Origin of the sequence: Paenibacillus kribbensis, from assembly GCF_002240415.1 — a bacterium.
In the GTDB taxonomy this organism is placed as follows: domain Bacteria; phylum Bacillota; class Bacilli; order Paenibacillales; family Paenibacillaceae; genus Paenibacillus; species Paenibacillus kribbensis.
Genome location: NZ_CP020028.1, coordinates 4,913,502 through 4,926,161, shown reverse-complemented (window position 1 = coordinate 4,926,161; position 12,660 = coordinate 4,913,502). Strand labels below are relative to the sequence as shown.

General features: G+C 45.2%; 11 protein-coding genes. 7 read left to right on the top strand and 4 right to left on the bottom strand.

Annotated elements, in window-relative coordinates; translation table 11 throughout:
• Positions 1-19: 19 nt before the first annotated feature.
• The gene (locus B4V02_RS21940; protein WP_094156408.1) at positions 20-364 is read right to left on the bottom strand and encodes a phage tail protein; all 345 of its coding nucleotides are present in this window, start codon (positions 362-364) and stop codon (positions 20-22) included.
• A 312-nt stretch (positions 365-676) separates the two neighbouring features.
• On the opposite strand from B4V02_RS21940, the gene B4V02_RS21935 reads away from it, so the two are divergent.
• From B4V02_RS21935 to B4V02_RS21925, 3 genes are read left to right on the top strand one after another with little or no spacing between them, the layout of a single operon-like run.
• Entirely contained in the window at positions 677-2,371 is a 1,695-nt protein-coding gene (locus tag B4V02_RS21935) for a spore germination protein (RefSeq protein WP_094156407.1), read from the top strand.
• A gap of 22 nt (positions 2,372-2,393) precedes the next feature.
• The gene (locus B4V02_RS21930) at positions 2,394-3,491 is read left to right on the top strand and encodes a GerAB/ArcD/ProY family transporter (RefSeq protein WP_094156406.1); all 1,098 of its coding nucleotides are present in this window, start codon (positions 2,394-2,396) and stop codon (positions 3,489-3,491) included.
• Positions 3,488-4,687 carry a Ger(x)C family spore germination protein gene (locus tag B4V02_RS21925; RefSeq protein ID WP_094156405.1) on the top strand — a complete coding sequence of 400 codons (1,200 nt, stop codon included), beginning with the start codon at positions 3,488-3,490 and terminating at the stop codon, positions 4,685-4,687. The genes B4V02_RS21930 and B4V02_RS21925 overlap by 4 nt, the downstream gene beginning before the upstream one ends.
• Before the next feature lie 90 nt (positions 4,688-4,777).
• Here the strand turns inward: B4V02_RS21925 and B4V02_RS21920 are convergent, their stop codons facing one another.
• Entirely contained in the window at positions 4,778-5,329 is a 552-nt protein-coding gene (locus tag B4V02_RS21920) for a PadR family transcriptional regulator (protein WP_007428685.1), read from the bottom strand.
• 156 nt (positions 5,330-5,485) lie between these two features.
• Between B4V02_RS21920 and B4V02_RS21915 the strand changes: the two genes are divergently transcribed.
• Together B4V02_RS21915 and B4V02_RS21910 are read left to right on the top strand one after the other, a co-directional pair.
• Positions 5,486-5,977 carry a phenolic acid decarboxylase gene (locus tag B4V02_RS21915; RefSeq protein ID WP_094156404.1) on the top strand — a complete coding sequence of 164 codons (492 nt, stop codon included), beginning with the start codon at positions 5,486-5,488 and terminating at the stop codon, positions 5,975-5,977.
• A gap of 244 nt (positions 5,978-6,221) precedes the next feature.
• Positions 6,222-7,640: a helix-turn-helix domain-containing protein gene (locus B4V02_RS21910; protein WP_094156403.1), complete on the top strand. Its 1,419-nt coding sequence runs from the start codon at positions 6,222-6,224 to the stop codon at positions 7,638-7,640.
• Positions 7,641-8,118: 478 nt separating this feature from the next.
• Here the strand turns inward: B4V02_RS21910 and B4V02_RS21905 are convergent, their stop codons facing one another.
• Both B4V02_RS21905 and B4V02_RS21900 read right to left on the bottom strand, forming a co-directional pair.
• On the bottom strand, positions 8,119-8,508 hold the full coding sequence (locus tag B4V02_RS21905; RefSeq protein ID WP_007428687.1) for a winged helix-turn-helix transcriptional regulator: 390 nt from the start codon (positions 8,506-8,508) through the stop codon (positions 8,119-8,121).
• Positions 8,509-8,658: 150 nt separating this feature from the next.
• Positions 8,659-10,002: a glycoside hydrolase family 30 protein gene (locus B4V02_RS21900; protein WP_094156402.1), complete on the bottom strand. Its 1,344-nt coding sequence runs from the start codon at positions 10,000-10,002 to the stop codon at positions 8,659-8,661.
• Between the two features lie 207 nt (positions 10,003-10,209).
• Between B4V02_RS21900 and B4V02_RS21895 the strand changes: the two genes are divergently transcribed.
• Together B4V02_RS21895 and B4V02_RS21890 are read left to right on the top strand one after the other, a co-directional pair.
• On the top strand, positions 10,210-10,890 hold the full coding sequence (locus B4V02_RS21895; protein ID WP_094156401.1) for a response regulator transcription factor: 681 nt from the start codon (positions 10,210-10,212) through the stop codon (positions 10,888-10,890).
• Positions 10,887-12,653 (top strand): sensor histidine kinase, encoded by a 1,767-nt coding sequence (locus B4V02_RS21890; protein ID WP_094156400.1) that lies wholly within the window; start codon positions 10,887-10,889, stop codon positions 12,651-12,653. The genes B4V02_RS21895 and B4V02_RS21890 overlap by 4 nt, the downstream gene beginning before the upstream one ends.
• Positions 12,654-12,660: the final 7 nt, after the last annotated feature.

Sequence of the window (12,660 nt, the reverse complement as noted above, 5' to 3'; positions counted from 1 at the left end):
ACACTGATGAACACATTCATTATGGGCGGGACGGGAACGCCGCTCCTTCAATTGCGATATAGTAGTCTACATTCGGCATCGGAGAGGCCCCGCGCAAATCAGGCAATGCAAATGTGGTTCTCCCATCCCCACCAAAATTAGTCCCCAGCAGCGAAAATAACGGTGTATTTTGCGAAATATTCAATATCTGACCTTCACACTTTAGCCAGCCTCTAGGAGCGAACGTGTAAGGGTACAACGTAATTTCTCCAAGATAAGGCTCGGGGGATGCTTGTGCCTGTTTGGGACTAATCGCCGTTCCTCCTAACAAAATCACTGCTAACAAGCTCAACACAGCGGCTTTTTTCCAAAAATGCTTCTTCATACCTACAGCTCCTTTTAAATTCGAATAATGGACAAATAAACACAAGTAATTTGCGACATTAGTCATAGAATGAATAGATATTATCATGGTTTTTCGCTTTTGACACTGCAATTGCCCCATCAAATTCACCTTTTTATTCCTTTTATTTATCAAAAAATATCCCCCATGAAATAGGCATGTTTAGGTGCGAATGTCACTTGTTAATCCTTTATGTACGCGTGAGACGGATTAAGCCGTCTGTCAGTGATGCATCTTTTTTCTAATCCAGGTAAATATATATATAAATCGGATGGAAGTGAAGGAGGAATGGACATGTGGCGGACAATCATGACTCACATCCCCAAATGGACTGTGTGGATAGAAGCCTTATTTTTGTTCATTGTACCTTTGGTTATTTTTTTGGTGGTACGACAAATTAGAAAACTGGATGGCCGAGAGAGTAGACGTATGGAGCGTTTGAAGCTTATGGAAGAACAAGACCGCTCGAAGCATGCAGATCGTAATACGCTTGCAAGTGAGAAGGAAGGGGAAACCTTTACAGAAGATTATCAGGCCAATGTGGAAAAAATCAGACAAGCAGCCGCAGATATGGCAGACGTGAACGAGCGCTCCATTTTTCTGGAAAACCTGAACGCTGCAGGTACTCTTTTTTTTGTGGATGGATTAACGGACAAGGTGGGTATGGACCAGAACGTTTTAAAGCCGCTGATGGATTGGGGCAGATCCGGACAAGAGGGCGACGAGCCTCCGAGAGGAGAATCGCTTCGGGATATGATTATTCGTCAGGTCATGCTTGTGTCGGAGACAGAATGTACGTTGGAAGTCCAATATGCTTTGCAAAAGATATTGTTCGGTTCAGTGGTCCTCATGATTCAAGGCATACCGGGTGCTTTTGTGCTGGGTACACCCAAGGGGAATACACGAGGGGTAGAAGACCCAATATCAGAGTCGGTGCTGCGAGGACCGCGAGTCGGTTTTACGGAGACACTCAGCGACAATACGGCGATGCTGCGCAGACATGGGGAAAGTACGGAACTGGCTATGTCGTCCTTCAAAGTCGGCAAAAGAGTGGAGAAGCAGTTGATGGTGGTGTATTTCAGAGATATCGCTGACCCTGAGCTTGTAGATGAGGTAAAGCGCCGGATAAAAACCATTGATATGGATGAGGTGCTGGAGTCGGGCTATGTAGAGCAGCTTATAGAGGATAACTTTCTTAGCCCTTTTCTGCAAATTCAAAATACGGAGAGACCGGATCGGGTCATGGCCGCATTGCTGGAGGGACGGGTAGCGATTCTCCTGGACGGTACCCCTTTTGCGCTCCTGGTGCCTGTAACGTACGGGATGATGCTCCAGTCTCCTGAAGATTACTATGAACGATGGATACCGGGGTCGCTTATTCGATTTCTTCGTTTCATGGCGATTTCGATATCTTTGTTTGCCCCAGCGCTCTATATTTCCTTTATCTCGTTTCATCCCGGATTGATTCCGACCAAACTGGTCATTTCCATTATCAGTTCAAGACAGGGCGTCCCCTTTTCCACACTCATTGAAGCCCTGATTATGGAGATTTCCATCGAGATTTTGCGTGAAGCAGGATTACGGCTGCCTAAGCCCATTGGTCCGGCCATGGGCATTGTCGGTGGTCTTATTATTGGACAGGCAGCTGTCAATGCCGGGATTGTAAGTCCGATTCTCGTCATTGTGGTGGCCGTTACAGCCATCTCTTCTTTTACCACGCCTGTATACAGCGCCGGAATTTCCATGCGTGTTCTCCGTTTTGCGGCCATGTTCACGGCGGCCACCTTCGGTTTGTATGGAGTGATCATGTTTTTTCTGATGCTGAGTATTCATATGGCTAAATTACATAGCTTCGGTGTACCGTTCCTTAGTCTAACAGCCCCGCGTTCGTTGAAAGACTGGAAAGATTATCTTATACGGGCACCGTTTCAGTTTATGAAAAACAGACCTATTCTATTGAAGCATAAAGACCCCAAGCGACAAGGATGAGCTCAACATAGGAGGGAGCCAAATGGCCGTAGGAAAAGAAAAAGCAGATAAAATTACAACGTTACAGACGACGGCAATTGTGGTCAGCTTTATGCTGGCTGCCGGGTTGCTTACGCTTCCCCGGGTAATGGTAGAGGATTCAAGGACGCCAGATGTGTGGATAACCATTATTTTAGCAGGTGGGGTAGTTTTCCTGTCCGGATGGATTATTATAAAATTAAGTCAACAATTTCCAGGATCGACCATTTACCAGTATGTACAGAGGATTATAGGTAGAACCGTTGGCAAGGTTATTGGCGTGCTGTTAGTCATCTATTTTGTTTGTATAGCTGGATTCGAAATTCGATCTGTGGAGGAAGTAACAGCGTTCTTCCTGCTTGAAGGGACGCCGGCATGGGCTATTTCAGCGCCTTTTATGTGGATCTCTCTGTACCTGTGCATGGGTGGTATTAGTACTATAGGTAGAATATGCCAAATTATTTTCCCGATTACAGCATCTATCTTTTTGTTGATATGCTTGCTGGGATTAAACGTTTTTGAATTAAATAATTTGCGTCCCATCTTATCGGAGGGTGTGATGCCAGTGTTTAAAGCTTTGAAAACTACCACGCTTACTTTTACGGGGACTGAGTGTATGCTTATCATTCTTTGTCGCATGGAAAAACCTGGGAAAGCAACCAAGGCAATCGGATGGGCGATTGGGATCGCGGTTGTTTTTTATATAGCTGCATTGATCCTGTGTATTGGCGCTTTTTCGGTGGAAGGGGTTATGACCAGAACCTGGCCTTTTTTAGATTTAGCCCGCAGCTTTGAAGTGGAGTATCTGGTATTTGAACGGTTCGAATCCCTATTATTGTCGATCTGGATCATGCAAATTTTTTGCACATTCACTATCGCTTTTTATTGCGCTTCGCTCGGAGTTTCTCAAATTTTGAATGGCTCTTATGCCAAGATTTTGTTTATTTTGCTCCCATTCATTTACATCTTGTCCCAAATACCTAAAAACCTGAATGAGTTGTTTTCTTTTGGAACGATCATCGGGAATGGAGCTTTAATTTTGTTCACTTTGCTTCCACTTCCGCTGTTGCTTATTTCTCGCTGGAGGGGGATGCGGTCATGAAGAGAGTCCGGTTAGGATTTCTCGGAATGGCGGCTCTCCTGATATGCAGTACACTTTCAGGCTGCTGGAGCAGCTCACCGGTGGAGGATCTAAACCTGGAGACAGGCATTGCTATGGATGTAGCGGAACAATCTTCGCAAGAAGAGCAAATCAATCGGAAAGGAGGAGCTTATCCAAAAAAAGAGTTAATTACCGGAACCTTTCAATTTATCGTGCCAGAGGAAAACAAAAGTTCCGGAAGCTCTCCTTCGCAAACTAAAAAATTTTACAACGTTAAGGGAAACGGTGATTCCGTCTTTGAGATATTGAGGGAAATTTCATTACGGATCAATCGTCCTCCGATTGGATTTCATTTGAAGACAGTCATTATCAGTTCCAGTCTGCTTCGTAAGGTTCCGTTGTATGAGCTGCTGGACTTCTTTTTGGGGGATAATGACATCCGACCCAGCGTCCAATTGCTGATCAGTACGGGCACGGCAAGTGAAGCACTTCAGGAGAAAATCCCTGGTCAGACCCCGGCCTTTGCATTAAAGGATATTTTTGAAAACCGTAAAAGAAATTCACGGATGTTGAAGCCCGTGTCATTGGCTAAAGTGATTGGACCCATGAAAGCGAAAAGAAGCTTTTTATTGCCTAATGTCATTACGACGGAGAGTGAAGTCAAGCTGGCGGGTGCGGGAATCATCAAGGGAAAGGCGCAAACATACGGTGGTTTTCTGAATGAGTCCGAGGTGGAAGGGCTTATGTGGATCAAAGGCGAATTGAAAGGAGGTCTTGTGAAAAGTATCGATCCCGAAACCAAAAAAAATATTGTTTATGAGATCAAATCGGTAAAAAGCAGCATCAAGGCCATCGTTCAGGGGGATGACATATCTTTTCGCGTGAGAATGAATTCAGAGGGGCGTATTTCGGAAAACTTTAATCCGAATGAAGATTTGGGCAACAACCGGCTGCTCGGACGAGAAGAGAGTATCTTTCAGGAGAAAGTCAACTCATTAGCAAAACAAACCGTAGCCAAAATGCATACGCTGCGGGCAGATGTCGGAGGTTTTGGAGACGCCCTGCGGATTCAGCATCCTAAAGTATGGAAAAAGGTCAAAGATGACTGGGACAAGACCTTTAGCACGATTCCGGTACAATTCAGTACGGATATTCACATTGAGGATTACGGCGCTTCCAAAACGACGGCAGATTAACATACTAGGTTGACATATATTGGAATCAGCCATTTCACAGACAGGGTACAAACCTGTTTTGCTGAAATGGCTTTTTTTGCGTTCCAAAGGCTATTCTTCAAACAGTGACAGCGTTTCTTCCAGCCATGCAATATAGCTTTCTTCCCGATTGATGGCACGGCTCAGCACCAGATAGTGTCCGAATTGCTGAGAGCCAGGAGCTTGGAGGTTCTCGTCCAGCAGTTGGAGGGATTTTTTGCTTTCATATAAATGCTCCAGCTTGCCTTTACGTTTGGCGATCTGATCCTTGAACAGCCGCTTGTTCTCTTCCTTGGGGATGGCGGCTGAGAAATACAGCATGAGCATAAACTCATCCTTTTCCGTTTCCGGCAGCTCTTTGGGACTTGCCAGCCACTCGATTAGCTCACGGGTTCCCTTGGGTGTGATGCAGTACAGCTTCTTTTCCAGCTTGGCTCCTGTAATGGAGGTGCGGTATTCAATTAACTCTTCTTCGGTTAGTCTTTTGAGCTCAGGATAAATCTGGCTGTGCTTGGCACTCCAAAATTGTCCAATTTCCTGCTTGAATTGGCTCGTAATATCGTAGCCGCTCATTTCCTGTTTATGAACCAGGCCCAAAATGGCATATTTCAATATTCGTTTCAACGTAGCTCTCCTCGTCATGGGGTATTTGACACTAGTATATCACAGTGCTACAATTTAAATGTAATAAAAAACATGTTTATATTTACATGTTTGAAATTACTATTTTCATTGTCTCATTCAATTCATAAAATCATAATAAGGAAAGAAGGATGTACGATGGACAAGTTTATTGGTAGCCACATGATCTACACCTATGAGAACGGCTGGGAATACGAAATATATATTAAAAATGAGGATACGATTGATTACCGCATTCATAGTGGTATGGTAGGCGGGCGCTGGGTACGTGATCAGAAGGTAAATTTGGTGAAATTAGTGGAGAATGTGTACAAAGTATCATGGACCGAACCGACCGGCACGGACGTTGCTCTAAACTTTATGCCTGAGGAGAAACGCATGCACGGCATTATTTTCTTCCCTAAATGGGTGCATGAGCATCCAGAGATTACGGTCCGCTATCAAAACGATTTTATTCCACTGATGGAAGAATCGCGTGAAAAGTACGAAACCTATCCGAAGTATGTAGTCCCTGAATTTGCAGACATTACCTTCATTGAAAATGCGGGTGTGAACAACGAGCAATTGATTTCCCAGGCACCTTACGCGGGAATGACGGACGATATTCGTGCAGGTAAGCTGCAAGTCTGATCAAGCCATGGAGTGATTGAAGTGTAAAGCCTGAGCCTGTCATGAACAGTCTCAGGCTTTTTTGTGCTAACGGTTGAAGTTCATATGAATCGAGTGAGCAACCACCGATTTTTCCAATGCTTCTGGTTTTATATGTTGATTATGTGAATATTGAGAAAAAGTATATTGACGCATGACAATATTTAGGGGAAAATCGAGGTGGAATTATAAAATTTGGATTTTTTGTGCGAAGGGTGGTTATGCTTTGGAACATACACCTACGATTTTAGCGGAGCTGGAGGATTATTTGCAGCAAAATGGCTTAACGCTGGCACAATTTGCAGAACATTCCGGTGTTCATCAAAGAACGCTCAATAATTGGATTCTTAAGCATCGTCCAGTTGCTATACACCAGTTGGATCGAATTACACTTGCAATGGGATTACCAGAGGGCTATTTTTACGACCGATACATAGAACATTACATCATCGAACGTTCCCCGGATTGGCGGCGTATTGAACCGGTATTGTTTCGCTGTGTGGAATTGGACAAGCTGGAAGCGATTAAGCGCATAGTTGGACATATTATGGACAACCTGCTCTATTCCCCGAAGCTGTTTGATGCGGCAGAAACATTATTCGCACAAGGTCGGCATGCTGCTGCGGTGATCCTCTATGAGGGGGTTGCGGAAGCAGAGAAGTACCAGCACTCTGAACGCTTGGCCATCTGTCAATATCGCATATTCACGACTCAGGTTGGGGACAATCAAAGCCGGAATCTCAAGGTAGCCAACCGATTTGAACCTTTTGTCGAACGTCTGGATGAGATAGAACAGCTAGATGCATTAAAAGATTTGGCAAACATATATCGTTCTTTGCAAGAATGGGACATGCTTTATGAAACGGCTCGAAAAATGAGAGCTAAGGCGGAAATTCAATATTCTATAAAACATCAGCAGAAGAAGAGGAATCGTGAGGAGCCTGCTAAGAAGCTGAGTCGTCCCATGTTTGTGTATATCACCTATGCCGATCTACTGTGTGCTAGGGTCTGTGATGTTCAAGGCAATTATGACCAAGCACTACTGTTTACATTTAATTATGCTAATTTAGATTGGGTCGTAGAGACAGATGAGGACACTCAGCACTGGGTCAGCCTGTTCAAGCACTGGGCGCAAGCTAATACTATGGTGAATAAGCTTTTATCTGGAGATATAAGTGTGCTACATGATTATGTTGAATATATTAGTGCATCGGCAGATACAACAGAAGAAGACCGGATTGTGCAACTTTTGAATATTATGCTAGCGGCTAACCGATTCCATGTAGATGTGGATGATGTTCTTTCACGTTTTGAACTGGACATTAATTCCTTTGCTCAACTACCAGCATCTGCTGATATGTATACGCAACAAGTCTTACCGCATTATCTTGTGCATTTTGGTTATGAGTTGGCCTATTACTATTTATATAAAGGGATGTATAGTGATGGCTTTAAACATTTGAAGTCTGCCACGCTAAAAGCGATTATACTAAATAACGAAACTTATTTTATAAACTGTTTGGGATTATTCGAGCATTTTAAAGCCTACGCAATGGATAAAACAAAGCTAGAGTTTTCAAAATTTATCGAAAAGGTGTGGTTAAATAATGTTAAAAAAAATGGTGCTGCTGATCGTCGCGGCTAGTTTTTTGTTTATTATAACTGTGCCTATGCAGCCGCATGAGCGTGGTCAGAGCATTCAACCTTTTGAACAACATGGAGGCGCTTAAACAGAAAAGAACAAGGAAAATCCTCGTCGACCAGTTAAGATTAGTGGGGGATTGTTCAACTGTTAATAATCATACGAGTACGGAGCGTGCTGGCGTTATTGGAACTCCTAAGTTCGTATAAATATTAAGTAGAACTGGAAAATGAAACACAAAAACGGAGTAGGCGGAATGGTGCTGTACAAGCGAAGCGGTCGCTTTTGTCCCCGGATTTCTCCCCTGTTCATAGGCTTAATTCAAGAAATCCGGGGGCGGTGGCGATGGGAAGCACTATCCGTCTGCGGAGTGGCACCTGAAGTAACTTTTAAGTGGAAATTATAATGGATACAAAAAGAGCCTCTGCGCCACTTTATTCGTGGAAACGGAGGTTCTTTAGCATGAAGAAGATCATGCTGATTACACGGGTGTAACGTCCTGAATAGCTCCTTCTTCTTTCCAAATCACGTTTTCACGATAATTCTGACCCCAGTCGTACATGGCTTTCAGTACTGGAATCAGGCTTTCGCCATGCTCGGTCAATGAGTATTCCACATGCGGAGGGACCACAGGATAAACTTTGCGCAGGATCAGCTTATCTTCCTCCAGCTCGCGCAGCTGATTGGTCAGCATTTTTTGCGTAATATGAGGGATCAGCTTCTTCAATTCACCGAACCGCTTGGTGCCTTCCATACCGAGGTGCCACAAAATAATCAGCTTCCATTTTCCGCCGATGACCGCGAGGGTCAATTCCTTATCACAATTAATCAGCTTCAAATCAATCCGGTCTTTTACAGTAGTGATGTTCATCGCCCTCCTATCCGTAGTGACTCCAAGTATACTATTTATAGCTACTCTACGCAAAAGGAGATACATCCATTTTGGAAACTAAGCATACGTTTGGATACGGATCGACCGGACAGTGAAGCGTGATGATTATACCTCCAGGAGCAGTGACGGTTAAGAAGGAATAACGATGGTGTTAAATGACTCCGGCTCCAGTTCCAAATGGTGCGTTGTTTGTCCCACAGACAGATTCAGCGCGCGCGATTCGTGGAACGGATTGGCGATGACCAGCACCCTTTGTCCGTCCGCATTTTGGAAGGCAACGGCATTTCCAGTCCATGAACCGCGAAGTCCAATGCGTCTGGCTCCCGGTAATACAAAATGAGAAAAATGCTTCATAACGTAATATTCCGGGTTCAGGACAGGCTTTCGATCTGCTGGATCGACAGTAATCATCGAATTTTGCTCCCAGCCCCATGTGCTCTTGCCTTTCGGCTCCAAAACCATATTCCAGTAAATATAAGCATTCACACCGTTCGTGAAATAATGCTGGTACAAGTTGTATACATATTTAGCGTAGTCCCATGAGTTTTCCCCGTTCCCGCATTCATTTTCGGTCTGCATGTAACGAAGCTCGGGATAACTGGCCACGGTGCGTTGAATCGCATTTTTGCCTGCCCATTGATAGCCCACGCCTTTAATATATTTGTAGGCTTCCGGGTCACTCAGCACGGTATGGGCATACTCGTCGAATCCGGTGGAAATCTTTTTTGTTAACTCCTCCCACGGATCGGGAGCATTAATGGTACCGAGCCATATTTCCGTATCCAGTCCGTGTTCCTCAAAAGCAGGGCCCAAATAGTCGCGAATAAATTCACGCAGCTGTTCTCCCGTCCACACACAGGAAGGGAACTTTTGATCGGCAATGACTTCATTTTGGACATGAATCTGATGGATTGTAATTCCTTCTTCACGGTATGCTTGCACAAATTTGACAAAATATAATGCATACGCTTTCAAAATATCCTTTTCCCAGCGCAGCGTGCCGTAATTGTAGGCCTTGGGTGATTTCATCCATGTCGGCGGGCTCCAGGGGGAAGCGAACAGCTTCAAGCCCGGATTGAGTTTCAGTGCTTCTCTAATGTAAGGAATAAGATATTGCTGATCGCGTTCAATGGAAAAGTGCTTCATTTCCACGTCGCCGTCTGTTTCATTGTGACTGTACCACTCCAGCGCGTAGTCACTGGCGCCAATGGGCAGCCTACAAATCGTGAATTTGTGCTCGCCCTCCGGGTGAAAGAGGGAATGCAGCACCTGCTCACGTTCGGCGCTTTCCAGGTGGTTCAGGGCCACATACCCCAGTTCATTAAAACAGCCGCCAAAGCCTTCGACAAGCTGATACACTTCTTCCGTGATGGTCAGGTTTGCCTGCTCTTGCGTTTGGGTGAGATTATGAGCTTGGGATTGCCAAGCCTGGGTCTTGGAAGTGGAAAACCACTGAATGGTTTGATTGCTCATGTATTACCCTCCTGTTCAAGCTTTTTGTATCTCTTTTTATTATAGGGTAGGATCAAAGGAGATGAGATGGTCTGAGCCAAGACAAATTTGCCCTAATCCAAGGTGGAATCTGAGAAGATTTTTGTTGATAAGAAGTGCTAAGGACACATAAAGAACACATGTCTTTGGTATGTTGTTGCCATAGAATGACCGAAAGAGGGAAGTCGATTGAATAAAAGAGTTCTTCTCGTCGAGGATGAAATTCGTATTCGTGAAGTGATTGCGGATTATTTTAAACAGAATAAATGGGAAGTCTATGAAGCAGGCAATGGAAAAGATGCGCTAATCTGGTTTGATTCGGTGCAGCCGGACCTGATCGTACTCGATATTATGATGCCGGAAATGGATGGCTGGGAGGTATGCCGTCAGGTACGCAGCCGTTCAGGAGTGCCGATTATTTTGCTGACAGCCAAATCCGGCGATGATGATAAAATATTAGGCTTTGATCTGGGGGCGGATGACTATGTTACCAAGCCTTTCAGCCCTAAAGTACTAATCGCCCGCGCGAATGCGCTGATGAAGCGGGTGGAGGGACATGTGCAGCCAGAGTCGCATATATTGCGATTCGGCAGTGCCATTCTTAACACGATGGCTCATCGGCTTGAGGTGGATCAGGCAGAAGTCGAGCTGACACCCAAGGAGTATGAGTTGCTGCGGCTGCTTATACATAATAAAGGCATGGTCATTTCACGGGATGCGATACTGAACCGGGTGTGGGGCATTGATTTTGAAGGAGACACACGGGTTGTCGATACGCATATCAAAAAGCTGAGAAGCAAGCTGGGCCGTGAATCACGCCATATCCGCACGGTTTTTGGTACAGGCTACAGGTTTGAGGAGGAAGAATGAACAAACGGGGAGTAACCTTCAAGCTGTTCATTATGACCGTTGCATTTTTCCTGTGTTTTTACGGAATGGTGATTTTGTGCCAATTGCTGTTTTTTGAAAATTTTTATCAGCAGCAGAAGATTGGCCGGGTGGAAAGCCGTTTGCAGAGCTTCGGTCAGAGCTATGTCAGGGAGGCCTGGGGGTCCGGCAGGGTTTCGCGCGAGGCGGCCCGCTTTATGCTTCAAAACAAGAACCAGCTGGCGATTGTAACGCTGGACGGCAAAGTCAAGCTGGACGATCCGTTTCATATCAGTTTCAGAAAAGCAGATGGTAAGATCGTTAAGGTATCGCTGTCTCTGTTTATAGGCCAGTACGGAGATGAACTGAGAGCTGCCCGAATTCAGCCAGGAGATACAATAACGGTTGAAGGTGAAATTCTGGAAAGTGGCGGAATTTCCTCTGCCAATGTGATATTTCCTGTGGCTATTCAGAAGTCTGGCTACAAAAATATAGGTGCCCTGGACGAGACAGGCATAGAAAGCGGCATGAAATGGACTGGTACAGTGACGGAAATTGTAATGCCGGATCTGAAAACATTAAGCGGTCGACAAGGATTGCTGTTTAGTGCGTTGGAGGAATGGTTTCCATTATCGCAGGTACATCTGGAGAAGCTCAAGAAATTCGAAGTACTGGAAGAAGAATGGACAGAACCCTGGACAGGTGTACGTAATGCAATCATCGTTCACCCTGTACGTCAGAATACGGGAGAAATCGATCTGTTGTTCACAGTGACATCGTTACAGGAAATCAGTGAGACGAATGAAGCGCTGCGTTGGTTTTATTTATACCTGGGTATCGGGGGATTTGCGCTGATTTTGATTTTGTCCCTATTTTATTCCCGAATGGTGACCCGTCCGCTGATTGCCTTGAACAATACCGCCAAGCGGATGGCTAAACTCGATTTTACAGCCCATACACCGATCCGGCAAAATGACGAGTTGGGCAGTCTTTCCTACAGCATGTATACCTTGTCCCAGAGCCTGGATTCCGCTTTGCGCGAGCTTCAGGAGGCCAATCAGCAATTGGTCGAGGACATGGAGCAGAAGCAGAAGATGGAGGCAGTACAGCAGGACTTTTTTGCCAACGCTTCCCATGAGCTGAAGACCCCGCTGAGCATTATTAAAGGCTTTGCCGAGGGACTGCAGGATGGGGTTAGCGCCGGAAAGCAGGACCATTACATCAAGGTCATTGTAGAGGAAGCGGACAAAATGGAGCGGCTGGTCAAGGATATGCTGGATCTAGCCAAATTGGAATCCGGCACCCTCAAGCTTCGCAAGACGACCTTTATATTAAGTGAGCTGGTAGAGGAAGTCGTGGACAAGCTATTTCATCTGTTGAAGGAAAAGAGACTGGAAGCAGTCATTATTCCTGCCAATGAGTTGCCGATTCATGCCGATGCAGGATGGATGGAACAAGTGATGATCAACTTCGTCGTCAATGCCATCCGGCATGCTGAAGAGGGAAGCTCGATTACAATCCGTATCGAAGGCACTGGAGAAATCAATACTTTTTCCATTGAAAATAAAGGGGAGACGATTCCTGAAGATCAACTGGATCAGATATGGGATCGGTTTTACCGGGCCGAGCTGTCACGCAGCCGCCAAACGGGTGGGACAGGACTCGGGTTGTCCATTGTCAAACGAATTCTGGATTTGCACGAATTCCGCTATCAGGCGGAGAATACCAGGAATGGCGTTCGTTTTGTCGTTATATTCGGAGGCTAGGCTATAG

Coding starts and splice junctions, on each gene's coding strand:
- B4V02_RS21940 (WP_094156408.1), bottom strand. CDS start 364: ATGAAGAAGCATTTTTGGAAAAAAGCCGCTGTGTTGAGCTTGTTAGCA.
- B4V02_RS21935 (WP_094156407.1), top strand. CDS start 677: ATGTGGCGGACAATCATGACTCACATCCCCAAATGGACTGTGTGGATA.
- B4V02_RS21930 (WP_094156406.1), top strand. CDS start 2,394: ATGGCCGTAGGAAAAGAAAAAGCAGATAAAATTACAACGTTACAGACG.
- B4V02_RS21925 (WP_094156405.1), top strand. CDS start 3,488: ATGAAGAGAGTCCGGTTAGGATTTCTCGGAATGGCGGCTCTCCTGATA.
- B4V02_RS21915 (WP_094156404.1), top strand. CDS start 5,486: ATGGACAAGTTTATTGGTAGCCACATGATCTACACCTATGAGAACGGC.
- B4V02_RS21905 (WP_007428687.1), bottom strand. CDS start 8,508: ATGAACATCACTACTGTAAAAGACCGGATTGATTTGAAGCTGATTAAT.
- B4V02_RS21900 (WP_094156402.1), bottom strand. CDS start 10,002: ATGAGCAATCAAACCATTCAGTGGTTTTCCACTTCCAAGACCCAGGCT.
- B4V02_RS21890 (WP_094156400.1), top strand. CDS start 10,887: ATGAACAAACGGGGAGTAACCTTCAAGCTGTTCATTATGACCGTTGCA.